Source organism: Leifsonia sp. Ger2509 (assembly GCF_055231915.1).
Map to the genome: position 1 here is coordinate 2,199,453 of NZ_JBUYVB010000003.1, position 22,568 is coordinate 2,222,020.

At 68.9% G+C, this 22,568-nt stretch carries 23 protein-coding genes; 14 read left to right on the forward strand and 9 right to left on the reverse strand.

The window, feature by feature from the left end; genetic code table 11:
* Positions 1-25: 25 nt before the first annotated feature.
* Positions 26-958, reverse strand: coding sequence for a nucleoside hydrolase (locus ACV7NN_RS10790; RefSeq protein WP_463349579.1), 933 nt, complete (start codon positions 956-958; stop codon positions 26-28).
* A gap of 83 nt (positions 959-1,041) precedes the next feature.
* On the opposite strand from ACV7NN_RS10790, the gene ACV7NN_RS10795 reads away from it, so the two are divergent.
* The 4 genes from ACV7NN_RS10795 to ACV7NN_RS10810 are packed head-to-tail and all read left to right on the forward strand — an operon-like array spanning position 1,042 to position 5,438.
* Positions 1,042-1,920 (forward strand): transketolase, encoded by an 879-nt coding sequence (locus ACV7NN_RS10795; protein WP_463349580.1) that lies wholly within the window; start codon positions 1,042-1,044, stop codon positions 1,918-1,920.
* Positions 1,917-2,894 (forward strand): transketolase family protein, encoded by a 978-nt coding sequence (locus tag ACV7NN_RS10800; RefSeq protein ID WP_463349581.1) that lies wholly within the window; start codon positions 1,917-1,919, stop codon positions 2,892-2,894. The genes ACV7NN_RS10795 and ACV7NN_RS10800 overlap by 4 nt, the downstream gene beginning before the upstream one ends.
* A complete protein-coding gene (locus ACV7NN_RS10805) occupies positions 2,887-4,422 on the forward strand; it encodes an FGGY-family carbohydrate kinase (protein ID WP_463349582.1) in 1,536 nt (511 codons plus the stop codon). The genes ACV7NN_RS10800 and ACV7NN_RS10805 overlap by 8 nt, the downstream gene beginning before the upstream one ends.
* A 29-nt stretch (positions 4,423-4,451) precedes the next feature.
* Complete coding sequence (locus tag ACV7NN_RS10810; protein ID WP_463349583.1) at positions 4,452-5,438, forward strand: sugar phosphate isomerase/epimerase family protein; 987 nt, start codon at positions 4,452-4,454, stop codon at positions 5,436-5,438.
* A gap of 68 nt (positions 5,439-5,506) precedes the next feature.
* Here ACV7NN_RS10810 and ACV7NN_RS10815 read toward each other — a convergent pair whose 3' ends face one another.
* Positions 5,507-6,493 (reverse strand): sugar-binding transcriptional regulator, encoded by a 987-nt coding sequence (locus ACV7NN_RS10815; RefSeq protein WP_463349584.1) that lies wholly within the window; start codon positions 6,491-6,493, stop codon positions 5,507-5,509.
* 155 nt (positions 6,494-6,648) lie between these two features.
* On the opposite strand from ACV7NN_RS10815, the gene ACV7NN_RS10820 reads away from it, so the two are divergent.
* Positions 6,649-7,428, forward strand: coding sequence for an alpha/beta fold hydrolase (locus tag ACV7NN_RS10820; protein WP_463349585.1), 780 nt, complete (start codon positions 6,649-6,651; stop codon positions 7,426-7,428).
* 241 nt (positions 7,429-7,669) lie between these two features.
* Positions 7,670-8,776: a calcium:cation antiporter gene (locus ACV7NN_RS10825; RefSeq protein WP_463349586.1), complete on the forward strand. Its 1,107-nt coding sequence runs from the start codon at positions 7,670-7,672 to the stop codon at positions 8,774-8,776.
* Between the two features lie 155 nt (positions 8,777-8,931).
* Here the strand turns inward: ACV7NN_RS10825 and ACV7NN_RS10830 are convergent, their stop codons facing one another.
* On the reverse strand, positions 8,932-9,525 hold the full coding sequence (locus tag ACV7NN_RS10830; RefSeq protein ID WP_463349587.1) for a methyltransferase family protein: 594 nt from the start codon (positions 9,523-9,525) through the stop codon (positions 8,932-8,934).
* A 97-nt stretch (positions 9,526-9,622) separates the two neighbouring features.
* Between ACV7NN_RS10830 and ACV7NN_RS10835 the strand changes: the two genes are divergently transcribed.
* The 3 genes from ACV7NN_RS10835 (at position 9,623) to ACV7NN_RS10845 (ending at position 11,790) form a co-directional block, all read left to right on the forward strand.
* Positions 9,623-9,817, forward strand: coding sequence for a PspC domain-containing protein (locus ACV7NN_RS10835; protein ID WP_463349589.1), 195 nt, complete (start codon positions 9,623-9,625; stop codon positions 9,815-9,817).
* A 123-nt stretch (positions 9,818-9,940) separates the two neighbouring features.
* On the forward strand, positions 9,941-10,873 hold the full coding sequence (locus ACV7NN_RS10840; RefSeq protein WP_463349590.1) for an NAD-dependent epimerase/dehydratase family protein: 933 nt from the start codon (positions 9,941-9,943) through the stop codon (positions 10,871-10,873).
* Positions 10,870-11,790 (forward strand): RNA polymerase sigma-70 factor, encoded by a 921-nt coding sequence (locus tag ACV7NN_RS10845; RefSeq protein WP_463349591.1) that lies wholly within the window; start codon positions 10,870-10,872, stop codon positions 11,788-11,790. The genes ACV7NN_RS10840 and ACV7NN_RS10845 overlap by 4 nt, the downstream gene beginning before the upstream one ends.
* 45 nt (positions 11,791-11,835) lie before the next feature.
* Here the strand turns inward: ACV7NN_RS10845 and ACV7NN_RS10850 are convergent, their stop codons facing one another.
* Both ACV7NN_RS10850 and ACV7NN_RS10855 read right to left on the reverse strand, forming a co-directional pair.
* Positions 11,836-12,828: an IS481 family transposase gene (locus ACV7NN_RS10850; RefSeq protein WP_463349592.1), complete on the reverse strand. Its 993-nt coding sequence runs from the start codon at positions 12,826-12,828 to the stop codon at positions 11,836-11,838.
* Between the two features lie 170 nt (positions 12,829-12,998).
* Positions 12,999-13,658 (reverse strand): TetR/AcrR family transcriptional regulator, encoded by a 660-nt coding sequence (locus tag ACV7NN_RS10855; RefSeq protein ID WP_463349593.1) that lies wholly within the window; start codon positions 13,656-13,658, stop codon positions 12,999-13,001.
* A 158-nt stretch (positions 13,659-13,816) separates the two neighbouring features.
* Between ACV7NN_RS10855 and ACV7NN_RS10860 the strand changes: the two genes are divergently transcribed.
* Positions 13,817-16,210 (forward strand): cellulase family glycosylhydrolase, encoded by a 2,394-nt coding sequence (locus tag ACV7NN_RS10860; RefSeq protein WP_463349594.1) that lies wholly within the window; start codon positions 13,817-13,819, stop codon positions 16,208-16,210.
* Positions 16,211-16,329: 119 nt separating this feature from the next.
* Here ACV7NN_RS10860 and ACV7NN_RS10865 read toward each other — a convergent pair whose 3' ends face one another.
* From ACV7NN_RS10865 to ppk2, 3 genes are all read right to left on the reverse strand, one after another.
* Positions 16,330-16,530, reverse strand: a complete 201-nt coding sequence (locus tag ACV7NN_RS10865; RefSeq protein WP_463349595.1) for a hypothetical protein — start codon at positions 16,528-16,530, stop codon at positions 16,330-16,332.
* A gap of 117 nt (positions 16,531-16,647) precedes the next feature.
* A complete protein-coding gene (locus ACV7NN_RS10870; RefSeq protein ID WP_463349596.1) occupies positions 16,648-19,389 on the reverse strand; it encodes a cation-translocating P-type ATPase in 2,742 nt (913 codons plus the stop codon).
* Positions 19,390-19,415: 26 nt separating this feature from the next.
* Entirely contained in the window at positions 19,416-20,198 is a 783-nt protein-coding gene (gene ppk2 / locus ACV7NN_RS10875) for a polyphosphate kinase 2 (protein WP_463349597.1), read from the reverse strand.
* A 177-nt stretch (positions 20,199-20,375) separates the two neighbouring features.
* Here ppk2 and ACV7NN_RS10880 point away from each other — a divergent pair, with 177 nt between their 5' ends.
* The gene (locus ACV7NN_RS10880) at positions 20,376-20,645 is read left to right on the forward strand and encodes a hypothetical protein (protein ID WP_463349598.1); all 270 of its coding nucleotides are present in this window, start codon (positions 20,376-20,378) and stop codon (positions 20,643-20,645) included.
* Between the two features lie 37 nt (positions 20,646-20,682).
* On the forward strand, positions 20,683-21,015 hold the full coding sequence (locus ACV7NN_RS10885; protein WP_463349599.1) for a hypothetical protein: 333 nt from the start codon (positions 20,683-20,685) through the stop codon (positions 21,013-21,015).
* A gap of 28 nt (positions 21,016-21,043) precedes the next feature.
* Here ACV7NN_RS10885 and ACV7NN_RS10890 read toward each other — a convergent pair whose 3' ends face one another.
* Complete coding sequence (locus tag ACV7NN_RS10890) at positions 21,044-21,454, reverse strand: arsenate reductase ArsC (RefSeq protein ID WP_463351277.1); 411 nt, start codon at positions 21,452-21,454, stop codon at positions 21,044-21,046.
* 222 nt (positions 21,455-21,676) lie between these two features.
* On the opposite strand from ACV7NN_RS10890, the gene ACV7NN_RS10895 reads away from it, so the two are divergent.
* Positions 21,677-22,027, forward strand: coding sequence for an ArsR/SmtB family transcription factor (locus ACV7NN_RS10895; RefSeq protein WP_463349600.1), 351 nt, complete (start codon positions 21,677-21,679; stop codon positions 22,025-22,027).
* 11 nt (positions 22,028-22,038) lie between these two features.
* Entirely contained in the window at positions 22,039-22,566 is a 528-nt protein-coding gene (locus ACV7NN_RS10900; protein WP_463349601.1) for a DUF2306 domain-containing protein, read from the forward strand.
* The last annotated feature ends 2 nt before the right edge of the window (positions 22,567-22,568 follow it).

The following is a 22,568-nucleotide window of genomic DNA, read 5'->3' on the forward strand; positions in this document are numbered from 1 at the left end:
CGTGGGCGTGCGCGGGGCGGCTGGACTAGCCGCCCGCGGCGGCCAGCTTGGCGAAGAGGTCCTCGAAGAGCAGGCGCAGGTCCAGGCGGGTGTAGACGCGGATCGGGCGACCTGCGTCCGCGAAGTCGGCGGTGCCGTCGTCGCGGATGCGCGGGGCCGGCCGCATCGCGTACTCGCTCGACGACGGATCCGGCTGGAACGACGACTGCAGCGCGGTCAGCAGTACCAGCGGGCTGTCGCCGTACACGTACGTCTCGCCGAGCGGCAGCCCGTGCTCCGCGGCCATGCCGGCCACCCGCTCGATGCTGTCGAACAGCAGCCGCCCGATCGCGCCGTGGGGCCGGATGCGCGCCCCGGCCTCGGCGTTCGACACCAGGGTCTGCCGATAGGCGTTCCGCGGAACCTGCCAGATCGGGATGTCCGAGTCGTTGAACACGACCTGCGCCGCGATGATGTCGATGTTCTGGTTGTACTCCACGCGGTCGGCGCCGGGCGGTGGCACGGCGAGCGCGGGATCTTCGAGGCCGCCGATCCAGACCAGGGTCAGTCGCTCGGCGATGCGCGGCTCGAGCAGCCACGCGCTCGCGAGCTCGGTGAGGCCCGCGCCGCACGCGATGTACAGCGGGCGATCGTCGTCGCGCATCGCCTCGTCGACGATCGCACGCGCACCCGCCGACCCGAACGGGGCCGCCGCGTCCGTGAGGCCGACGTTCGACCCGGCGACCACGGGCGGCGCATCCGTCATCCCGAGTGCAGCGATGACGTCGCGGATGCGGTCGCACGCATTGTCGGCCGTGCGGTCGGAGGGATCGAACGGATCGCCCGGCCGCAGGTGCGACCCGATGACGGCGCGGATGTCGACCGACAGCGACAGCAGGTGGTGCGCCAGCTGCACCAGGCCGTCCGGATCCCCTGAGAAGTCGTTGTCGATGATCACCCGGATGCGCTGAGCGGCCATGGTTCCTCCAGTCCTGTTGACAGTATCCTCTCCGTCATGCAAAGCTATTGCAACTCTCGTCACCACTGAATAGGTATGCACACATGTTGACCACCGACCAGCAACAGGTCGAAAACTGGCGCGAACTGCGGTCGCGACTGACCGCATCCGCTCCCGCAGCGCGCTCCGAACTGCTCGCCGACACCGCCCGCCGCACGCGCCGCAGCATCATCCAGATGATCTCGGCCGCCGGCCAGGGACACATCGGCGGCGACCTCTCGGTCACCGACATCCTCACGACCCTGTTCGCATACACCCTGCGCATCGACCCGGCCCGGCCGGACCTCGCAGGCCGCGACCGTTTCATCCTCAGCAAGGGCCACTGCGCGGCCGCGCTCTACTCGACGCTCGCCTTCAGCGGCTACTTCTCCCCCGCATCCCTCAGCACCTTCATGGCGCCGCTCTCCGAGCTCAACGGCCACCCGAACCGCAACAAGATCCCCGGGGTGGAGACCAACACCGGCCCGCTCGGGCACGGTCTGCCCGTCGCGGTCGGCCAGGCGGTCGCCGCGAAACTCACCGGTTCCGACGCGCGGGTCTTCGTCGTCATGGGCGACGGCGAGATGCAGGAAGGCAGCAACTGGGAGGCCCTCATGGCCGCCTCCCATTTCGGCCTCGGCAACCTCGTCGCGATCGTCGACCGCAACCGGCTCCAGCAGGGCGCGCGCACGGAGGACACGAACGCGCTCGACCCGCTCGACGACCGCCTCGCCGCGTTCGGCTGCGAAGTGCGCGAGATCGACGGCCACGACTACGCCGCACTCATCGAGGCCTTCCGGCCGTCGACCACCGGCAAACCGGTCGCCGTCGTCGCCAACACCACCAAAGGCAAGGGTGTCTCGTTCATCGAAGACCGGGTCGAATGGCACCACAAGGTGCCCTCGCCCGAGCAGGTCGAACTCGCCCTGGAGGAACTCGCATGACCATCGCTTCCCCCGCCGCCTCGCTCGCCGACGCACCCGTCTACGACAACCGCGCGGCCTTCGCCGACGAGCTCATCCAGCTCGCCCGCCGTGACGAGCGCATCGTCGCCGTCTGCAACGATTCCGTGGGCTCGAGCAACCTGACCGCGTTCCGCGACGAGTTCCCCGACCGGCTCATCAATGTCGGCATCGCCGAACAGGACATGGTCGGGGTCGGCGCAGGCCTCGCGAGTTCGGGACTCATCCCCTTCGTCTGCGCGGCGGCTCCATTCCTCACCGGCCGGTCCCTGGAGCAGGTGAAGGCGGATGTTGCGTACAGCCAGCATCCGGTCATCCTCTGCGGCATGAGCCCGGGCATGGCCTACGGCGAGCTCGGCCCGACCCACCACTCAGTGGAAGACCTCTCCTGGCTGCGTGCGCTGCCCGGCCTCGACATCGTCGTGCCGGCCGACCGCAGGCAGACGCGGGATGCGGTGCGCCAGGCCGTCGAGCATCCGCGCCCCACCTTCATCCGCGTCGGCCGCCACAAGGTGCCCGACGTCACCGTCGAGGGCGACCAGCTCGTGCGCGGTCGGTTCACCACGGCCCGCGGCGGGTCCGACCTCACCATCATCGCCACCGGCACCCTCGTCTCGCGTGCGCTTCTCGCGGCCGAACGGCTGCAGTCCGCGGGGCTCGAGGCCCGCGTACTGAACGCCTCGTACATCACTCCGCTCGACGTGGATGCGATCACGGATGCCGCCCGCACCACCGGCGCGATCGTCACGGCCGAAGAGGCCAACATCGCCGGCGGACTGGGTGCCGCGGTCGCATCGGTCGTCGCCCAGCTCGAGGCCGCCGCCCGCGTGCCCCTGCGTATCCTTGGGCTGACGGAGTTCGCTCCGACCGGCAGCACCGAATTCCTGCTCGGTCACTTCGGGCTCACCGCCGACCACATCGCCGACGCTGCCAGGGAGGCCCTCGCGCATGGATGAGCCTGCCGGCTCGGCCGTCATCGTCGCGGTCGACCAGGGCACGAGTTCCACGAAGGCCCTCGCGGTCGACGTGACGGGAAACGTCGTCGGCTGGGGATCCGTCGTGGTCGGCCAGCAGCATCCGCAGCCCGGCTGGGTCGAGCAGGATGCTCGGGAGATCGCCGACAGCGCGATCGAAGCGGTGCACCTCGCCGTCGAAGGCATCGCCGACCGCGTCGTCGCGGTGGCGCTCAGCACCCAGCGGGAATCGGCCGTGATCTGGGACCGGGCCACCGGGGAACCCGTCGGGCCGGTGCTCGGCTGGCAGGACCGGCGCACGGTCGCGGCCGCGCAGACGCTTGCTGCGTCGCCCGGTCGCAGCGAGCGCGTGCGGGCGATCACCGGGCTCCCCATCGATCCGATGTTCTCCGCGCTGAAGTTCGCGTGGCTGCTCGACCGGGTCGACCCCGGCCGCGAGCGCTCGAGCCGCGGCGAGCTCGCCCTCGGCACCGTCGACTCCTGGCTCGTGCATCGGCTGACCGGCGAGTTCCGCATCGAGTCCGGCAACGCCAGCCGCACCGCGCTGCTCGACCTCGGCACCCTCGACTGGAGCGACGAACTCCTCGAACTCTTCCGCATCCCGCGCGCCGCGCTTCCGGCTGTGTTCGCGTCGAACGCGCCGACCGCTCCCGTGACCGGTCTGCCGATGCTGCCGGCCGGGACGCGCATCCACGCCATCCTCGGCGACTCGCACGCCGCGCTCTTCGGCCACGGCGCACGCACGCCCGGATCGGTGAAGGTCACGCTCGGCACAGGGTCGTCGATCATGGGGCTGCTCGCGTCGCGGGCTGCGAGCCCCGACGGCCTCGTCACGACGGTGGCCTGGAGCGAGCCGGAGCCGAGCTACGCGTTCGAGGGCAACATCCTCTCGACCGGCGCGACCCTCGTCTGGCTCGCGGACATGTTCGAGACGACCCCGGCCGAGCTCGCTGCAATCGCGGCCGAAACCGACAGGGATGCGGACCCGGGGCGCGGAGTCGACCTCGTTCCGGCGTTCTCCGGGCTGGGAGCCCCCTGGTGGGATGACGACGCGCGCGCGATCATCTCTGGCTTCGACCTCAGCACGACGCGGGCGGAACTGGCGCGGGCGGCGCTCGAATCGATCCCGCTGCAGATCGACGACGTGCTGCGCGCCGCAGAGAGCTCGACCCACGGACGCTTCGACACCATCCTGATCGACGGCGGCCCCGCCGCGAACGACTGGCTCGCCCAGCTGCTCGCCGACCTCAGCCAGCGCCGCGTCCAGCGGCCGGACGTGGCGGGACTCTCCGCCCTCGGCGCCGCCCACCTCGCGGGCATCGGCGCGGGCATCTGGACCCCCGACGACGTGCTGGCGCTCGACCGCAACGGCACGGTGTTCGAGCCGATCATGAGCCCGGACCGCGCGCGGGCGCGGCGGGAACGGTGGCAGGGCGCGATCGCGCTCGCGCGGGGGCGGGCTGCGTCGCCTGCGGCTGCGTCGCCCGCGGGCTCGCCTGCGGTTCCCTGAAACGCATCCCTATATATAAGGAGTACACGATGAGCACCATCCAGCGATTCGGCGCCGGGATCTGGCACTTCGCCACGTATGTCGACCGTTACGCCACGGACGGCTACGGCGACCCGCGCAGTGTCGTCGACGCGATCGACCTGGCGGGGCAGGTGCGCGACCTGTCCGTCGTCGACCTGAACTATCCGTTCTTCGGCGGCGAGTTCACGAACGGGCAGGTCAAAGAAGCGCTCGACCGCAACAACCTCGGCGTGATCGGCATCACTCCCGAGATCTACACGCGCGAATTCGCCAAAGGCGCCTTCACGAACCCCGACCCGGGCGTTCGCCGCCGTGCCCACGAACTCATCACCGAAGCCGCCGACGTCGTGCGCTACTTCGGCGCGGACTATGTGAAGCTGTGGCCGGGCCAGGACGGCTGGGACTACCCGTTCCAGGTCGACCACGGCGCGCTCTGGAAGAACTCGCTCGACGGGGTCGGCCTGCTCGCCTCGGAGAACCCCGACCTGAGGTTCGTCATCGAATACAAGCCGCGCGAGCCGCGCGTCCACATGTCGTTCGACTCGGTCGCCCGCACACTGCTCGGCATCGAGCGCATCGGACTGCCCAATGTCGGCATCCTCCTCGATTTCGGCCACGCGCTCTTCGGCGGCGAGTCCCCTGCGGACTCCGCTCAGCTCGCCATCGACTATGGGCGGCTCTTCGGCATGGACGTCAACGACAACCTGCGCCAGTGGGACGACGACATGGTCGCCGGCACCGTGCATCCGATCGAGCTGTTCGAGTTCTTCTACACGCTGCGCAAGAACAACTGGGAAGGCGTGTGGCAGCTCGACCAGTTCCCGTTCCGCGAGGACAGCGTGGACGCGGCCAACCACGCGATCGACTTCCTGAAAGCAGCGGACCGCGGACTCGAGAAGCTCGACTTCGCGGCGGTGCAGGCGGCGCAGGACAACCACGACGCGCTCGGGGCGCTCGCGCTGGCGCAGAAGGCGCTGTTCACCTCGTACGAGTGAAGCGCTGGTCGGGCTGTCTTAGGAGCGGGCGGATGCGCGGGCGGCCGGATGCGCGGCCCGCGCGGCGGTCAGTCGACCAGGCGGCGGGCGGTCTCGACGTCGGTGATGAGCACGTCGATCCAGCGGCCGAGCGCTGCCGCGCGGATCGCATCCACTTTGCGTGCGCCACCCGCGATTCCGATGGTGCGCGGGATCGCCCGCAACTGCGCGCTGGAGATGCCGAGAACGCGCTCTTCGAGTTCACTGTCGACGAGTGCGCCGTTCGCGTCGAAGAAGTGCAGGCAGACATCCCCGACCGCGCCGAGCTCCCGCAGCGAATCCTGGTCCTTCTCCGAGATCGCGTTACCCGACGACTGAAGGAGCGGCGACGGCCGCAGGCTACCGATGCCGACGAGAGCGACGGAGAGGCCGTCCCACGCCGACGCGACCTCACTCACGTACGGGTCCTCGAGCAGCGCATCCCGCACCGACTTGCGCGCCACGATCCCGGGCGCCGGAAAGTAGCGGGCCTGCGCTCCGGTGACCCGCGCGAGCCGGTCGGTGAGGTGCGTCGCCTTGACCTGCACGCTGGGGTCGCCGACCCCGCCGAGCAGTTGCACGGCGCTCCTGGCGAGGCGCGTGCGCTGCGGGGTCATCGCATCCACCACCGCGAGCAGCGTGGACGACCAGGACGAGACGCCGATGTCGTCCTTCTCGGAGAGCGTCGTCTCCAGGTACGCGGCGCCCGCGCTGCCGAGGGTGGCGAGCAGTGCGTTGTCGTCGTCGGTCGCGGCGCCGTCGTCTCCCCCGACGACCACGTCGGCGAGCGCGTAGCGGTCACGGATGGCGTCCTCCAGCTGCGAGTGCACGCCGGGCGGCGTGACCACGATCGTCCGCACGACGCCGAGGTTCACGGCCTCCTTCAGCAATCGCGAAACGCGGGACTGCGAGATGTGGAGGCGCTGCGCGATCTCGGGCTGCCGAATGTGCTGCTCGTGGTACATCCGGGCGACTTTCGTCAGCAGGGACATTCGGTCGGGGGGCAGTCTGCTCCACTCCGCGTTCCCGATCGACATGGCGAGAGTCTATTGCATAGCTATTCACGCCGCGGATGCGGTGGTCGGTTATCCACAGGTGGGCACCTCTACACAGCTCTCGACTGAGGGCTGGTCACCGTCGGCGGCACAGAGCAGAGTGGAACCGTCCATCGCATCCACCGAAAGGAATGGTCATGGTCGAAACCCTGGCATCCCACGACGGCTCGACGATCGCCTACGAGGTCGAGGGCCGCGGGCCGACGCTCCTGCTGATCGGCGGCGCATTCAACACCCGGTTGTCACCGGCGTCGCTCCTGCCCTTCCTCACTCCTCACTTCACCGTCGTCGCATTCGACCGGCGCGGGCGCGGCGACAGCACAGACGCGGGCGATCCGCCGCCGTTCGAGCGCGAACGCGAGATCGAAGATGTACGGCTGCTGATCGACACGATCGGCGGCGACGCGTTCGTGTTCGGCCACTCGTCGGGTGCTGCACTCGCCTTCGAGGCCGCAGCAGCGGGCGCATCCATCGCACGGGTCGCCGGGTACGAGCCTCCCTATACGTCCGAGGGCCGCGGCGACGGTCCGCCCGACGACTCGGGGGCGCGGATCCGCGCGGCCCTGGCGGCCGGCGACCCGGATTCGGCCGCCGTCATCTTCCTGGCGACGACGGGTGCCGACCAATCGACGATGCGCGACGCCCCGTGGTGGCCGGGGCTGGTGGCCGTCGCACACACGCTTCCGTACGAGTACGAGCTGGTCGAGGCGGGGGTGCCGGTCGAGCGATTCGCCTCGATCCACGTGCCCGCCTTGGTGATGGACGGTGGCGACAGCCCCGCGTGGGCCGCGGCCGCGGCGGATGCGGTGGCGGCGAGCATCCAAGGCACTGTGCGGCGGACACTCCCGGGCGAGACACACGGGGTCTCGAACGAGGCGCTCGCGCCGGTGCTGGTCGAGTTCTTCCTCGGCGGGTGAGAGGGGCGGCAATGACGCATCCGCGGTCGCGAACGGCTTTTCTGGACGCGGATGCGGAAATGAGAAATGGGTGCAGCCACGGTGCGTATCTCCGTGGCAGCCCGGATGTGACGCGGGAGCTGCGACCGTAACGTTGGGTACAGGTTTTCGGCCGGGGGGCAGTGGGTCGGGATGGTTCTTCCATCCCGACCCACTTTGCGTTTGCACACGGGGGCGGCCGAGTTGGCCCGACCCTGCCAGTATGGATCGCATGAAAACCGTCGCGCAGTGGTCCGTCCGCTACTGGCCTGTGGTGGTTCCGATCCTCGGCATCGCTCTCCTTGTCGCGGAGTGGAACGTTACCCTCGGCCCGTTCCTCGTGACGCTGACGGCGATCGTTCTCGCTGCGACCGTTCTGGCGGCCGTCCAGCATGCGGAGGTCGTCGCACACAAGGTCGGCGAGCCGTTCGGCTCGCTCGTACTCGCGGTCGCCGTGACTGTGATCGAGGTCGCACTGATCGTCACCTTGATGACGACCGGCAAAGACACGTCGACGCTCGCGCGCGACACCGTGTTCTCCGCCGTCATGATCACGATGAACGGAATCGTCGGGCTCTCGCTGCTGCTCGGTGCATCCCGCCGCACCACGACCAGCTTCAACGCCGAGGGAACCGGCGCGGCTCTCGCGACCGTGACGGCGCTCGCCACCCTGACGCTCGTGCTGCCCACGTTCACCTCGACGCCCGGCCCGCAGTTCTCGCCCGCCCAGCTCGCATTCGCCGCCATCGCATCCGTCGCCCTCTACGCGATGTTCGTCGTCACGCAGACGGTCGCGCATCGGGACTTCTTCCTCCCCGTGAAAGCCGACGGTGCGCCGGTCGACGACGAGGACACGCACGCTGAAGCACCGACCACGCGCCGGGCCTTCACGAGTCTCGGCCTGCTCGTGGTCGCGCTGGTCGCCGTCGTCGGACTGGCCAAACTCGAATCGCCGTCGATCGAAGCGGGCGTGCGCGCCATCGGGTTCCCGGAGACTTTCGTCGGAGTCGTGATTGCGCTGCTCGTGCTGCTGCCGGAGGGGATCGCCGCCGCGAAGGCCGCCTCGCGAAGCCGGATGCAGACGAGCCTCAACCTGGCGCTCGGCTCGGCGATGGCGAGCATCGGCCTCACCATCCCGGCCATCGCCCTCGCCACGATCTGGCTGACCGGACCGCTCGTGCTCGGCCTCGGCGCCAGCCAGATCGTGCTCTTCGTGCTCACGGTGATCGTCAGCGTGCTCACCATCGTGCCCGGCCGTGCGGCCCGGCTCCAGGGCGGCGTGCACCTCGTGCTGTTCGCCGCGTTCCTCTTCCTCGCGATCGTGCCCTGACCAGCAAGTCCTGGCCGAACGCCACTTTTCGCAGCTTTCGGCCTACCTCGCGCGGCCGGACTGCGGAAACTTCGGCGGAAGGGCCATGTTCCGCTAGTGCGCGCGCGACGCACCCGCGAAAGTCGACCCTTTTGCGTGCGCGTCACCGCACGGGCTCACCAGACGTGCGGAATGAGCCGTGAGCGGGTCGCGCAGAACCGCCGGTACGGCTCGCCGATGCCTGCCAGGAGCGCACGCTCCTCGACGCGGATGCGGTACAGGATCGCGATCGTCGTCGGAACGACCGCGAAGAGGATCGCGAGCCAGTTCCCGAGCGCAAGCCCGATGCCGAGGCATGTGCAGAGCAGCCCGGTGTACGACGGATGGCGCAGCACCCGGTACGGACCCCAGTCGACGACCTGCTGATGCTCACGAACGCGCACCTCGACCGTGAAATAGCGGCCCAGCACGACCACGGACCAGGCCCGGAAGGCGATGCCGAGCACCATTGCAGCGCATCCGACCAGGAAGAATGCGGTTCGCCCGAACGGAATCGCGGCCGCCGTCACCCGGCCGGCGAGCAGTACCGCGCCGACGATCCCGATCACGAACCCGACGGCGACGAGGAACAGGCTCGTCAGCTCGCGGCTGCCGTCGTCGCGGTTGCGCAACGAGAACGCCCGAATGGCGACCTCGGACGCCGCGAAGACGAAGATCAGCACGTTGAACAGGATCTTCGCCGGGACCACATCGAACGGTATGGGCTGCACGGGTGCGACTCTACGCCGCGAAGCAAGGGTTCCCCTCAGGGTCGATTGGGGGGATTCCCGGATATCCGTCGCACCGCGCGAGGGCCACGCTGGAACCATGAACACTCTCTCTCGACCCATCAACGGCCGCATCATCGGCGGGGTGTGCGCGGGGCTCGCCCAGCGATTCGGCTGGAACCCGCTGACAGTGCGCATCCTGGCCGTGCTCTCCTGCCTGCTCCCCGGCCCGCAGGTCATCGCCTATATCGCGCTCTGGATCATCATCCCGTCCGAAGAGCCGGCGCGCGTCTGACCCAGCCCTGATACGGCCCGCACCCGACGCGGGCCGACCACCGCCGACCGCGATGTCACACCCGTCCCTCCCGATTCGTCTCGTTTTACACAGGCAGAAATCGAACCGGGAAGGACGGACGACATGCGCGTTTTCGTGGCAGGCGGAACCGGGGTCATCGGCCGCAGGCTGGTGCCGCAGTTGGTGCGCCGCGGCCATCAGGTCACGGCGACCACCACATCCGACCGCGCTGTGCGGATGCTGAAGGAACTGGGCGCCGACGCCGTGGTCATGGACGGACTGGATGCTGCATCCGTCGGGCAGGCGGTCGCGGCCGCGCGGCCGGACGTGATCGTCCACCAGATGACGGCGATCTCCCCGACGCACGCCGGCAAGCCGGACATCAAGCACATGGACCGGTGGTTCGCTCCGACCATCCGGCTCCGCACCGAAGGAACCGACCACCTGCTGGCCGCGGCCGAGGCGACCGGCGTGCGCCACGTCGTCGCCCAGAGCTACGGAAGCTGGAACGGCATCCGTGAAGGCGGCTGGGTGAAGACCGAGGAGGACCCGCTCGACTCGCTCACCGGCACCGCCGCGGAGAAGGGGATGGCGGCCATCCACTACCTCGAGGATGCGGTCCGCACCTTCGGCGGCGCGTCCCTGCGTTTCGGTGCCCTTTACGGTCCGGGCGCGAGCGACGACCAGGCCGAGCTCATCCGCAAGCGGCAGTACCCGCTCGTGGGGAACGGGGCCGGGCACAGTTCCTGGCTGCACCTCGACGATGCGGCGAGCGCTACGGTGTTGGCTGTGGAGCAGAACGCGACCGGCATCTTCAACATCGTCGACGACGAGCCTGCGGCCGCCGGCGAGTGGCTGCCGTACCTCGCGACGTGCGCGGGTGCGAAGCCGCCCATGCGCGTGCCGACCTGGGTGGCACGTCCGCTCGCCGGGGATGTCGCCGTCATCATGATGACCGAGGGTCGGGGGTTCTCGAACGCCAAGGCCCGGCGCGAGCTCGGCTGGGAACTGCGCTACCCCTCGTGGCGCCAGGGGTTCGCGGACGGACTGGCATGACCCGGTCGGAAGAGTTCGAGGACCTGCGGCCCCTGCTGTTCGCGATCGCGTACCGGATCCTCGGGAGCGTGGGCGACGCAGAGGATGCGGTCCAGGAGACCTGGCTGCGCTACGAGTCCTCGGCGACGACTCCGACCTCGACGAAGGCCTACCTGTCGGCGGTCGTGACGCGGATCTCCATCGACGTGCTGCGTTCGGCGCGGGTGCGACGCGAGCAGTACGTGGGAACGTGGTTCCCCGAGCCGCTGGTGTCGGATCCGTATGAGGATCCGGCGCGCGCGGCCGAGCTCGCGGACTCCGTGTCGATGGCTGCGCTCCTGCTGCTCGAGCAGCTGACCCCGCTCGAACGAGCCGTGTTCGTGCTGCGCGAGGTCTTCGCGTTCGACTTTCCGGAGATCGCGACGTCCGTCGGTCGGTCGGAGGCGGCGTGCCGGCAGCTCGCGGTGCGCGCCCGACGCCACATGGATGAGGGACGCCCGCGCTTCGAGGCCGACCGTCGGGAGCGGGACGAGCTCGCCGCGCGATTCTTCGACGCGATCCGGGACGGCGACGTCGACGGTCTCCGTGAACTGCTCGCGGCCGACGTGGAGATGGTGGGCGACAGCGGCGGGAAGGCTCCGCTGTGGGGTCGCGGCGTCATCGGCGCCGACAACGTGGCCCGCGTGCTCGGGGCGATGATGCCGCTGTTCCTCGGGATCGGCGGGACGCTCGAGCCGCACGTAGTGAACGGCCAGCCGGGCGCGATCTTCCGCGATCGCGACGGCAAGGTCATGAACACGTGGGCGCTGGATGTGCTCGACGGGCGCATCCAGGCGATCCGCACTGTGCTGAACCCGGACAAGCTGGGGCACCTCGGGCCGGTGGCGGATGCGTGGGCCGTGCTTCGCGAGGCGAACGAGACGAGGCGCGGCCACTGAGCCGCGGCCGCTCGCACTAGTTGTGTACCACCGCACGTGGTCTACCTAGTTGTACTGCCCAGGCAGGTTGGTTAACCGGGTGATCGGTGGGACCGTGCCGATGGCGGTGTGGGGCCTGTGGTGATTGTAGTGATGTAGCCAGGCGGGGAGGGCTGCCCGGCGGGCTGATTCGCTGTTGTAGTGCCGGCCGAAGGCCCAGCCGTCGGCGAGGGTGCGATGGAATCGCTCGATCTTCCCGTTGGTCTGTGGCCGGTAGGGGCGGGTGTTCTTGGGGCGGATGCCGAGCTCGGCGCAGGCGTCCCGCCAGAGGCGGGAGCGATAGCAGGAGCCATTGTCGGAGAGGACCCGTTCGACGGTGACACCGCGGGCTTCGAACCAGGACACCGCCCGGCGCAGGACTCCGATCGCGGTCGCGGCTTTCTCGTCGTCGTGGATCTCGGCATAGGCGACCCGGGAGTGGTCGTCGATGACGGTGTGCACGAACGCGGTCCCCATCCGCGGATCCCCGCTCGGACCATGCGGTCTCCCGCCGGTGCGACGTCGGTTCTGGAACCCTTGCTGCCGGCCGACATAACGCCAGCCGCCGCCGTCCGGGATGTTGCCCAGCTTCTTCACGTCGACATGGATCAGGGCGCCGGGCTTCTCGTGCTCGTAACGACGGACCGGTTCCCCGGTCCGAACGTCGACGTGACGCAACCGGTTCAGTCGGCACCGGGTCAGCACCGCGTGAACCGTCGACGGTGCGATCCCAAGCTGGGCGCCGATGCCGACCGGGCCGAGACGTTGCTTCCAGCGCAGGTGGACGATCCTCCGCACGACCGGTTGCGGGGTCCGGTTCGGACACCGGTGAGGCCGCGACGAGCGATCGGCCATCCCGTCCCGACCCATCGCCGCATATCGGTCCGCCCACCGTTTCGCCGTCGGCCAGGACACATGAAAATAGACGGCCGCGTTCGCGACTGACCACCCATCCTCAACGATCAGACGCGCGATCCTGGCGCGTTGGACTGGGGTCAGGGCTGCATTAGCGTGAGACATGAGGACCTCCTGGTCGAACGGGAACCTAGACAGCTCCACTCTCGACCGGAGGTCCTCCTCGCACCCGGAAACGACTACAGCGAGTCGTCACACATCAACCAACGTCCCCGGACAGTACACCTAGTGCGGCGAGACGAAACTCGTGCGGCGGGCATGAAGAGCCACCGAGACTAGTGCGGCGAAGGGGCGGCGCCCACGATGCGCAGCGCGAACTCGGCGTACGTGTCGGCGACATGCTCGGCCGTGATCGGGCTGTGCGGACCGAACCAGGTCGCCACGCGCATCCCCATCCCGCCGATCGCGGCTGCGGCCAGCCACGCGTCCGGCGTGCGGAAGGCGCCCAGTTCGATCCCGCGGTCGATGGTGCCCGTCAGCAGCCGCTCGCTCTCGGATCGCACCGCGAGCGAGCGGGCGACGAGCTCGCCAGAGAGCGCGTACAGCTCGACGTTCGCGACGATCGAGAGCATCGAGAACTCGGCGTGGTACAGAACGTGGGCGCGGACGAGGGCTGCGAGCTGGGCCGCCGGGTCGGAGCCGGCGCCGGCCACCGCATCCGCCATCGCCTGCCGGTGACCGTCGTGCCCGGCCTCAGCGAGCTCGGCGAGGATGTGCTCCTTGGACGGGAAGTGGCCGTACAGCGTCGCCGTCTGGATACCGACCGCACCGGCGATGTCACGGATGGACGTGCCCGCGAACCCGTGCTCGGCGAACAGTCCGAGTGAGGCTTCGAGGATGCGCCCCCGGGTGTCCGCCGTCACCAGCACGGGCGGGAGAGTCACCCGGTCAGCGGCCAGGCGCCGCTGGGATCGAGGTGCCGGCACCGAACTCATGAACATCCCCTGTCGCTCGCCATGGCCCCCGCCGGCGTGACAGCAGCGTAGCATCGTCCGGCGGTCCGATCGATCGATCGATCGCAGGTACAATCAACCAGCACCTTGGGCGGCCGGCACAGCAGCCGGCGTCCGCGAACTTGTCACGATGGAGTGTCATGAAGTCGGTCCGACGTCCCGCCGTAGCGGTGTCCACCATGCTCGTCCTTGTCATCCTCCAGGCGGTCGCCGACCCCACGGGTCTGCTCGCCCTAGTCGGCTGGTCCGGAGCGCAACCCCGGTTCACAACGGGAATCTGGCCGTTCGCGCCCTACCTGGTGTTCCTGCCGGTCGTGCTCGCGGTCGTCTGGTGGACCGCCCTCCGCGCAGGCGACCGGTTCTGGACCCTCGTCCCCGGCATCGTGCTGGCGGTGCTGCTCGCCCAGGCCGCATCCTGCTTCGTGATGACGTGGAACCTGCCTGCCGCCGCATCCGCTGCCGGCTATGTGGTCGCGAAAGCGGTGCCGGCTGCGCTGATCGTCTCGGCGTTCGCCCGCTGGTTCGGAGGGCCGACGACCCGGAAGTCGTTCGCACCGGGATCGCTCTGGCCGCTGATCGGCAAGCGGCGGGCGGGCGGATCCGCGTCCCTCTGGATCCCCGCCGGGATCTTCGCGCTCCTCGCTCCCCTGCTCGCCGGCGTCTGGTGGACCGGTGCGGTGTACGCGCCCGGTGTCCCGGCCGCCCGCTTCGACCGCGGCCCCGTCTCGGTGCTCGTCGCCGTTCTGCTGATCGCTGTCGCGACCGGGCTCTGCCTGCGCTGGATGCGCTCCCGGGTCCCCGGCGTTCTCGGCGGCTGGCTCGCGGCGCTCGTCGCCGGCGGCGTCGTGGGCGTCCTCCAGGCCGTCGTCGCGTTCGCGCTCGACGGAGGACTCAGCGGCGACCTGTGGCCGCTGATGGCCGCATACGTCGCGGTCGCCGACGGGCTCGCCTTCGGCGCCTGCGCGGGATGGATCGTCGGCGGAAGCGCACTGGTCGCCGACCGGATCCGCGAACGACGCTGGGTGCGCGTCCCCCGGCTGGCGGGTCCATCGGCCGCGGTGATCGCTCTCATCGCAGTGGTCGTCGGCGCCACCCTCCCGGGCTCCGGCGCCGGTGCATCTGCGGCCGCCGCGGGCTCGGCGACCTCCATCCCCGCCGGCTTCCTCCGCGCCGACGGGCACGTCATCGCCGACGGCCACGGCGACCAGGTACTGCTGCGCGGCGTGAACGTGAACCAGCTCGTCGACTTCTACGCGCCGACACCGGGCGTCGCAGCGACCAGGCCGCTGACCGAGGACGACTTCGCCGGCATCGCGGCGCAGGGGTTCAACGTGGTGCGCCTCAACCTGTCGTGGTCGGCGCTGGAGCCGGAACTCGGCAGCTACGACAAGACCTACCTCGACACGATCACCGAGGCGGTCGGCTGGGCGAAGAAGCACGACGTCTACGTGGTGCTCGACATGCACCAGGACGGCTGGTACAACGGGGCCACGCCCGCCGGGGCGTCCTGCCGCCCGGGCACCGACCCGATGTGGGGCTACGACGGTGCGCCCGCCTGGGCGACGCTCACGGATGGCGCACCGCGCTGCCAGTTCACCGGCCGCGACATCTCACCCGCCGGCGACCGCGCGTTCGAGAACTTCTACTTCGACACCGACGGCGTCCAGAAAGCCCTCGTCGCCACCTGGGCGAAGCTCGCCTCGATGTTCCGCGACGACCCGACGGTCGCCGGCTACGACCTTCTCAACGAGCCGGGCTTCGGTGAGACGGCACCCGTCACGACCTCCTTCCTGCTCGGCAGGTTCTACGACCACGCGATCGCGGCGATCCGCGCGGCCGGGGCACCGCAGATCGTGTTCGTGGAGCCGAGCATCCTCTGGTCAGGACTCGGCTTCGACAGCGGGCCTACCCCCGGTTTCACCAGCGACCGCAACATCGTGTTCTCGCCCCACCTGTACGCAGAATCGATCACGATGGACCGGTCGCTCGGCATCCCTGCCATTGTCAGCCTGGAGCGCCAGTTCACCCTCGCGAAGCGCGTCGCCGACGAATACAACGCGCCGCTCTGGTCCGGCGAGTACGGGTACTGGGGCGACACCTCGGATGTGGATGCGCGGCTCACCCGCTACGCGAAAGCCGAGGACGCGAACCAGCTCGGGAGCGCGTACTGGGTGTGGAAGCAGGCGTGCGGCGACCCGCAGAACGGTATCGGGCCGACCGGGAACGGGATCATGGTGCAGGACTGCAAGACCGGCGGCGCCGCAGCACCCCGCACCGATCTTCTGCAGATCCTGTCGCGCGCGTACCCCCGCACGGCCCCGGGCGCGCTCTCGATGCTCGCGGGGCAGGGTGCGAACATCCTGCTCGCCGGTCACACCGACGCTCGCACGTGCGGTCTCGACGTGTGGGTGCCGGGGGCTGCGAAGCCGGATGTGCGGACCACCGGGATGACGGATGTCGAGACGACGGCGGTCCCTGGCGGCTGGAGCGTGACGGGATGCGCATCCGGGCACTACACGCTCACCACGCGGTAGGTCGGGCGGGCTGGCCCGCGTCGCTCGCCGAGAGTGCCCGTTCCGGTCGAGGGGGACGCGCACGCCGGGCACGCTCGACCGGAAGTGACGCGCTCAGCGCCGTGGGGGCCCAGCTCGGGCTACTCCTCGTTGGCGACGGTCTCGATCCAGTCGACCGCGCCGTCCGCCAGCTGGCCGTCGGAAAGGTCGGCTGCGCCGCCTGCCGCCGTTATCTCGGCGACGACCTCGTCCGGTAGCACGTCGCCGTTGTTCTCGATGAGCCAGGCCTGCGTCGACGGCGCCAGCTCGGGCCACCACTGCTCGATCCGTGTCGTTTCCATCGCGTTCTCCTTCGGTCAATAGCACGCGTTACCTGCCGAGAGTGCCTGTTGCGGTCGAGAGTAACCCGCACGCCGCGCACCCTCGACCGGAAGTGACGCGCTCGGCGCCGCTGCCCACTACGCAGCCGCGAGCCGGCGGCGCCGCGCCCGGAGGATCACCTTCAGCAGTTCGCCGAGGAGCAGCAGCACGACGCCCGGCACGATGCAGATCCCCCACTGCGTCGCGGTGAGCGGCACTGTCGCGAACAGCTCCTGCAGCGCCTTCGTCTGGGTGATCAGGATGGAACCGATGATCGCCCAGGCGAACGCCCAGAGCAGCTTCGGGTTCGCGAACGTCGACGGCCCGAACGCGCTCTCCTCTGGGTACCGCAGGTTCAGGGCGACGAAGATGTTCATGATCGCGAGACCGACCATCGCCATCGACTGGCCGAGCTCCAGCGACCCGTACGTCGTCTTCCCGATCTGCACGATGATCAGCGTCGCCGCCGCCATGAACAGCCCGTCGGCGATCAGGCGGATCATCATCGAGCGCACGATGATCGGCTGGTTGAACGGACGGGGCCTGCGATCCATGATGCCGGGAGTCGCCTGGTCGAGCCCCATGACCGCCCCGATCGGCGCCACGATCGCCAGGTGGATCCACAGCACCTGCGCCGGGCTGAGCAGCGCAGTGCCCGCGATCGCGAAGAGCGACGAGCCGATGAACGCCAGGATGAACATGTACAGGTTCGCGACCTGGATGCGGATGAACTTCTGCAGATTGTCGTAGACCAGCCGCCCTTCCTTCACTGCGGCGATGATGGTCGCGAAGTTGTCGTCGGCGAGGATCATCTTGGCGGCGCCCTTGGCGACGTCGGTTCCGGTGATGCCCATGGCGATCCCGATGTCGGCGGCGGCGATCGCCGGCGCATCGTTGACGCCGTCCCCGGTCATCGCGACCACGTTGCCCTTGCGCTTCAGCACCTCGACCAGCCGGACCTTGTGCTCGGGTGCGACACGCGCGATCACGCCGATCCCGTCGACCTCCGCGTCCGCTTCCGCGTCGCTCATCGCCGCGAACTCGGCGCCGGTCACCGCCCGCCCTTCGATGCCGAGCTCGGCGGCGATCGCGGCGGCGGTGATCGCGTGGTCGCCGGTGATCATCCGCACCCGGATGCCCGCCCGGTGCGCTTCGACAATCGCCGCCATCGCCTCGGCACGCGGAGGGTCGACCTCCCCGATCAGGGCCGTCAGCTCCAGGTCCTGCATCAGCGCCATGAGGTCGCCCGACGGGTCGAACGTCGCCGGATCGAACTCGCGCTGGGCGAGGGCGAGCACCCGTCGACCCTGTCCGGCGATGCGCTCGTTCTCGGCGAGCACCTTCGCCCGGGATTCATCCGTGAGTGGATCGCTGCGCTCGGCGGACATGCGCGCCGTCGACGACCGGCTCAGGAGCACATCCGGAGCTCCCTTGACGTAGGCGCGGATGACGGGCTCGCCACGGGCACCTGTCATCCTGTGGAAGGTGGCCATGAACTTGTAGTCGGAGTCGAACGGAACGGATGCGACGCGCGGGTAGGCGTTGCGGAACTCCCGCACATCCACACCGCCCTTCTCGGCGAGCACGTAGAGCGCGCCCTCGGTCGGGTCGCCGATGACCTGGCCGTCGGTGATGTCGGAGTCGTTGCACAGCGCGCACGAGAAAATCACATAGTCGAGGTCGCGTTCGGCGTCGCCCTCGGTGAGCTGCACCTGCCCGTCGAAGCTGTAGCCCTCGCCGGTCACCGTGTAATGGTGCTGCACGGTCGTCACCTCGCGCACCGTCATCTGGTTGAGCGTCAGGGTCCCGGTCTTGTCGGAGTTGATCGCCGACGTCGACCCCAGCGTCTCGACCGCGGGCAGCACCTTGATGATGGCGTTCTTCTTCGCCATGTTGACCGAACCGACCGACAGGATGGTCGTGAGGACGGCCGGCAGCGCATCCGGAATCGAGCCGACGGCGAGCGCCACACCGATCCCGAAGAGAACCGTGAACGACTCTCCCTGGATGAGGCCCATCACGACGATCGCCACGAACGCGAACAGCGCGGCGATGATGATGAAGATCGTCAGGCGGTCCACCTGCTTCGTCAGCGGGGTCTTCTCCGCCTTCTGCTCGGACAGGAGGCCGGCGATGTGGCCGACCTCGGACCGCATGCCGGTCGTCGTGACCAGGATCTCGCCGTGGCCGCGGGTCACATTCGTGTTCATGAAGGCCATGTCGAGGCGGTCGCCGATCGCGACGTCCGAGCTGTCGATGGTCACCGCATCCTTCTCCACCGCGACGCTCTCACCGGTCAGCGCGCCCTCCTCGATCTGCAGGGTCGCAGCGAGGATGATGCGCCCGTCGGCGGGGACCCGGTCGCCCGCGTCGACGACCACGATGTCGCCCGGCACGATCTCCTCGACGTCGAGTTCCACGATCTCACCGCCGCGACGGACTTTGGCGGTGGCCTTCATCATGCTGGTCAGCGATGCCGCGGCCGCCTCCGCCTTGCCCTCCTGGTGATAGCCGAGCCAGGCGTTGAACAGGGTGAGGAGGAAGAGGCCGACAGCAGTCTTGTACTCGTGGATGACCAGGCTGACCGCGGCCGCGACGACGAGCACGATCTGCATGTAGTCGCGGTAGTGCTTCAGGAACCGGCGCCAGGTCGGCTCGGCCTTCGTCACGGCGAGTGCGTTCGGCCCGTACTGCTGGAGCCGCTTCTGCGCATCGGCCGCGCTCAATCCCTGAGCCGGGTCCACGTCGAGGCGGGTCGCCACCTCCTCGGGGCTGAGCGCGTACCATGCGTCGCTCGACGCCACGGCCTGATCGGATGATGGTGCGGAACTGTCGCTCATGACTTCCTCCACATCGCTGGGACGGTTCAGTACGGGGTCGGGATGCGTCGGACGTCCAGCTCGGGCTCCCGGTAGTCGCCGCGCTTCTGGCGCTTCGGCAGGTCGATGTCGAGCTCGGGCTGCGGTTCGTACGGGATCGTGTCGAGCAGGTGGCTGATGATGTTGAGCCGGCCGCGCTTCTTGACTTCGTTGTCGGCGATGTACCAGGGCGCGAAGTCGGTGTCGCTCGCCTCGAACATCGCATCACGCGCCCGCGAGTAGTCGTACCAGCGGCTGTAGGACTCGAGGTCGATCGGCGACAGCTTCCAGGTCTTGCGAGGATCGGTGATGCGGCTCTCGAGCCTGCGCGTCTGCTCCGCCTCGCTGACCTCGAGCCAGTATTTGATCAGGATGATTCCGGACTCGACCATCGCCTTCTCGAACTCCGGGACCTGCCGGAGGAACTGCTTGGTCTGCTTCGGCCTGCAGAAGCCGAGCACGCGCTCGACACCGGCCCGGTTGTACCAGCTCCGGTCGAAGATCACGACCTCGCCCGCAGCCGGGAAGTGCGGGACGTACCGCTGCATGTACATCTGCGATTTCTCGCGGTCTGTCGGCGTCGGAAGAGCCACGACCCGGAAGACCCGCGGACTGACCCGCTCGACGATCCGCTTGATCGTGCCGCCCTTGCCCGCCGTGTCACGGCCCTCGAAGACGATGCAGATCTTGGCGCCGGTCGCTTTCACCCATTCCTGCAGGGAGACCAGCTCGCCTTGCAGCTCGGCCATCCTGGCCTCGTACTCCTTGCGTCCCAGCTTCTCCCTGGCCATGTCGGACCTCCTCGTCGGCGGGGTGGGGACGTCTGGTCCGCGTGGCCGATAGTCCATACCCAATACCCACTGCCGCTCGGTCGTCAAGGCACGCGCGCTCGACGCAGAATTCTTTCGAACATATGTTCGAAAGTGTGGTGCAATAGACCCATCAGCCCGAACCGCCAGGAGGACCCTATGAGCATCGCGCACGCATCCGACATCGTCACGGTCTGGACCGAGAACGGCCGCCCCACGCGGGTCGTCTGGCGGGGAGATCGCTACATCGTCACCGATACGCCGACTCCGCTGACGAACCCCGCGATCCACGATGCGCTCACCCATCCTCTGCTCCAGGTGGTCGGCTGGCGCTTCCAGGGCGCCTCGGTCGCCGACGGCGAGGTGCGGATGTTCGACGTCCGCCAGCTCGGAGACGGGCGTTGGGAACTCATCGCCAGCTACCGGTGACGGCAGCGGTCGCAGCAGCACGTCCGGGTGGCGCGTGATGGGAACGAACAAGCGGTACGACGTCTACACGCCGAAACTAGAGGACGAGGCGCGGGCCCGCCGGCGCAAGCCGCATCCGGTGACCCTCCCCGATGGGCTGGTGCGCACCACGGGCCGAAGACGCGACGAGCCGAGGCCGGTGCCGGTCCGCGCGCTCGTGCCGATGCGTGTCCTCTACGACGACGTCGTCGAGATCGATGCGGAAGCGATCGCGTGGACGCCGGGCGGTGCAGTGCTCATCCGCTATGTCCCGGAGGGCGAGCGGTTCGCCGAGTACGTATGGCTGTGGTCGAACGCTGTGCGACGGGTCGGGCATCCGAACCCGCCGTAGCCGGCAGCGCTCCGGGGCCCCGGCCGGGTCAGGCGGGCAGCGAGGCGATCAGCTCCGAGACGCGACCGCGGATATCGTCGCGGATGCTCCGCACCGTGGCGATGTCTTTGCCGGCCGGGTCTTCGAGCTCCCAGTCTTCGTAGCGCTTGCCCGGGAAGATCGGGCACGCGTCGCCGCAGCCCATCGTGATGACGACATCGGATGCGCGCACCTGCTCGGTTTCGAGGATGGAGGGCACCTGATCCGAGATGTCGATCCCCTCCTCGGCCATCGCGGCGACCGCGACAGGATTGAGCTGGTCGCCGGGTTCCGACCCGCCGGAGAGAACGCGGACGCGATCGCCGGCCAGGTGACGCAGGTAGCCGGCCGCCATCTGGGATCGGCCGGCGTTGTGCACGCACACGAAGAGAACGGTCGGGGTGGTCACAGGATCCTCCAGCGTCGGGTCGGGATGTTCGGGATAGGGAGCGGGCTGCCGCCGTTCGACGGCAGCCCTGGCGTTCAGCAGCAGTCCGGCGGGCAGGACCCGTCCGGCAGGGGCTGGCATTCTGCGGTGTCGCAGCATCCACTCATATTCAACCTCCTTCATCGATAAGTGTCGATGTTGTGAAGCATCTCGTTAAATATTGACGCTTGTCAATATATGGATCAGACTCTCGGTATGACGACGACCGAACTCCTGCCACTGCGCGACTTGCAGGCGTGCTGTGCGCCGATCACCCGCGACGTGATCAGCGGCGAGAATGCGGCATCGCTGGCCCGCGGGCTCAAGGCGCTGGCCGACCCGTCCCGTCTCCGTCTGCTCTCGATGATCGCCGCGCACGAGGATGGCGAGGCGTGCGTCTGCGACCTCACTGAGCCGCTCGGCCTTTCGCAGCCCACGGTCTCGCACCACCTCAAGATCCTCACCCAGGCAGGTTTCGTGACGCGGTCCAAGCGAGGCACCTGGGCCTACTTCCGCATCGCGCCGGGCGCGCTCGACACCGTCACGTCGTTCTTCGCCACGGTCTGAGAGCCGCCGCGGTGTTCGTTGACAAGCCCTTCCTGGGACTCGACGTCGCTTCCACCGGCCCGGTGTTCTTCACGATCCTCGCCGTCCATGTGGCGGCGGCGCTCGTCGCCATCGTCGCCGGCCTCATCGCCATGCTGAGCCGCAAGGGCGCGGGCCGTCACCCGATCGCCGGCCGCACGTACTTCGTGGCCGTCCTCACACTCTTCGTCACGGCGTGCGGGCTTGCCGCTTTCCGCTGGCCGGATGACCTTCCGCTCGTCATCGCCGGGTCGGTCGCAGCGGCGGCCGCAACATACGGATTCCTGTTCCGACGCCGGCACCGGCCCGGTGACATCCCGCACATCGTGGCTATGGCGCTCTCCTACGTCGCGATGCTCACCGCGTTCTACGTCGACAACGGGCCCCACCTGCCGCTGTGGCAACTTCTTCCGTCGTGGGTCTTCTGGATCCTTCCGACAATCGTGGGCATTCCACTCACCGTTCGGGCAGTCGTTCGGACCGTGCGCGCTCGCCCACCGCTCGTCTCGTCTCGCGGCTGAGC

What these genes read in the sequence shown, in the direction of transcription:
- ACV7NN_RS10880 (WP_463349598.1), top strand. Translation starts at nt 20,376, where the DNA reads ATGAGCATCGCGCACGCATCCGACATCGTCACGGTCTGGACCGAGAAC.
- ACV7NN_RS10820 (WP_463349585.1), top strand. Translation starts at nt 6,649, where the DNA reads ATGGTCGAAACCCTGGCATCCCACGACGGCTCGACGATCGCCTACGAG.
- ACV7NN_RS10815 (WP_463349584.1), bottom strand. Translation starts at nt 6,493, where the DNA reads ATGTCGATCGGGAACGCGGAGTGGAGCAGACTGCCCCCCGACCGAATG.
- ACV7NN_RS10790 (WP_463349579.1), bottom strand. Translation starts at nt 958, where the DNA reads ATGGCCGCTCAGCGCATCCGGGTGATCATCGACAACGACTTCTCAGGG.
- ACV7NN_RS10840 (WP_463349590.1), top strand. Translation starts at nt 9,941, where the DNA reads ATGCGCGTTTTCGTGGCAGGCGGAACCGGGGTCATCGGCCGCAGGCTG.
- ACV7NN_RS10800 (WP_463349581.1), top strand. Translation starts at nt 1,917, where the DNA reads ATGACCATCGCTTCCCCCGCCGCCTCGCTCGCCGACGCACCCGTCTAC.
- ACV7NN_RS10855 (WP_463349593.1), bottom strand. Translation starts at nt 13,658, where the DNA reads ATGAGTTCGGTGCCGGCACCTCGATCCCAGCGGCGCCTGGCCGCTGAC.
- ACV7NN_RS10805 (WP_463349582.1), top strand. Translation starts at nt 2,887, where the DNA reads ATGGATGAGCCTGCCGGCTCGGCCGTCATCGTCGCGGTCGACCAGGGC.
- ppk2 (WP_463349597.1), bottom strand. Translation starts at nt 20,198, where the DNA reads ATGGCCAGGGAGAAGCTGGGACGCAAGGAGTACGAGGCCAGGATGGCC.
- ACV7NN_RS10860 (WP_463349594.1), top strand. Translation starts at nt 13,817, where the DNA reads ATGAAGTCGGTCCGACGTCCCGCCGTAGCGGTGTCCACCATGCTCGTC.
- ACV7NN_RS10845 (WP_463349591.1), top strand. Translation starts at nt 10,870, where the DNA reads ATGACCCGGTCGGAAGAGTTCGAGGACCTGCGGCCCCTGCTGTTCGCG.
- ACV7NN_RS10870 (WP_463349596.1), bottom strand. Translation starts at nt 19,389, where the DNA reads ATGAGCGACAGTTCCGCACCATCATCCGATCAGGCCGTGGCGTCGAGC.
- ACV7NN_RS10795 (WP_463349580.1), top strand. Translation starts at nt 1,042, where the DNA reads ATGTTGACCACCGACCAGCAACAGGTCGAAAACTGGCGCGAACTGCGG.
- ACV7NN_RS10810 (WP_463349583.1), top strand. Translation starts at nt 4,452, where the DNA reads ATGAGCACCATCCAGCGATTCGGCGCCGGGATCTGGCACTTCGCCACG.
- ACV7NN_RS10850 (WP_463349592.1), bottom strand. Translation starts at nt 12,828, where the DNA reads ATGTCTCACGCTAATGCAGCCCTGACCCCAGTCCAACGCGCCAGGATC.
- ACV7NN_RS10895 (WP_463349600.1), top strand. Translation starts at nt 21,677, where the DNA reads ATGACGACGACCGAACTCCTGCCACTGCGCGACTTGCAGGCGTGCTGT.
- ACV7NN_RS10865 (WP_463349595.1), bottom strand. Translation starts at nt 16,530, where the DNA reads ATGGAAACGACACGGATCGAGCAGTGGTGGCCCGAGCTGGCGCCGTCG.
- ACV7NN_RS10825 (WP_463349586.1), top strand. Translation starts at nt 7,670, where the DNA reads ATGGATCGCATGAAAACCGTCGCGCAGTGGTCCGTCCGCTACTGGCCT.
- ACV7NN_RS10835 (WP_463349589.1), top strand. Translation starts at nt 9,623, where the DNA reads ATGAACACTCTCTCTCGACCCATCAACGGCCGCATCATCGGCGGGGTG.
- ACV7NN_RS10885 (WP_463349599.1), top strand. Translation starts at nt 20,683, where the DNA reads ATGGGAACGAACAAGCGGTACGACGTCTACACGCCGAAACTAGAGGAC.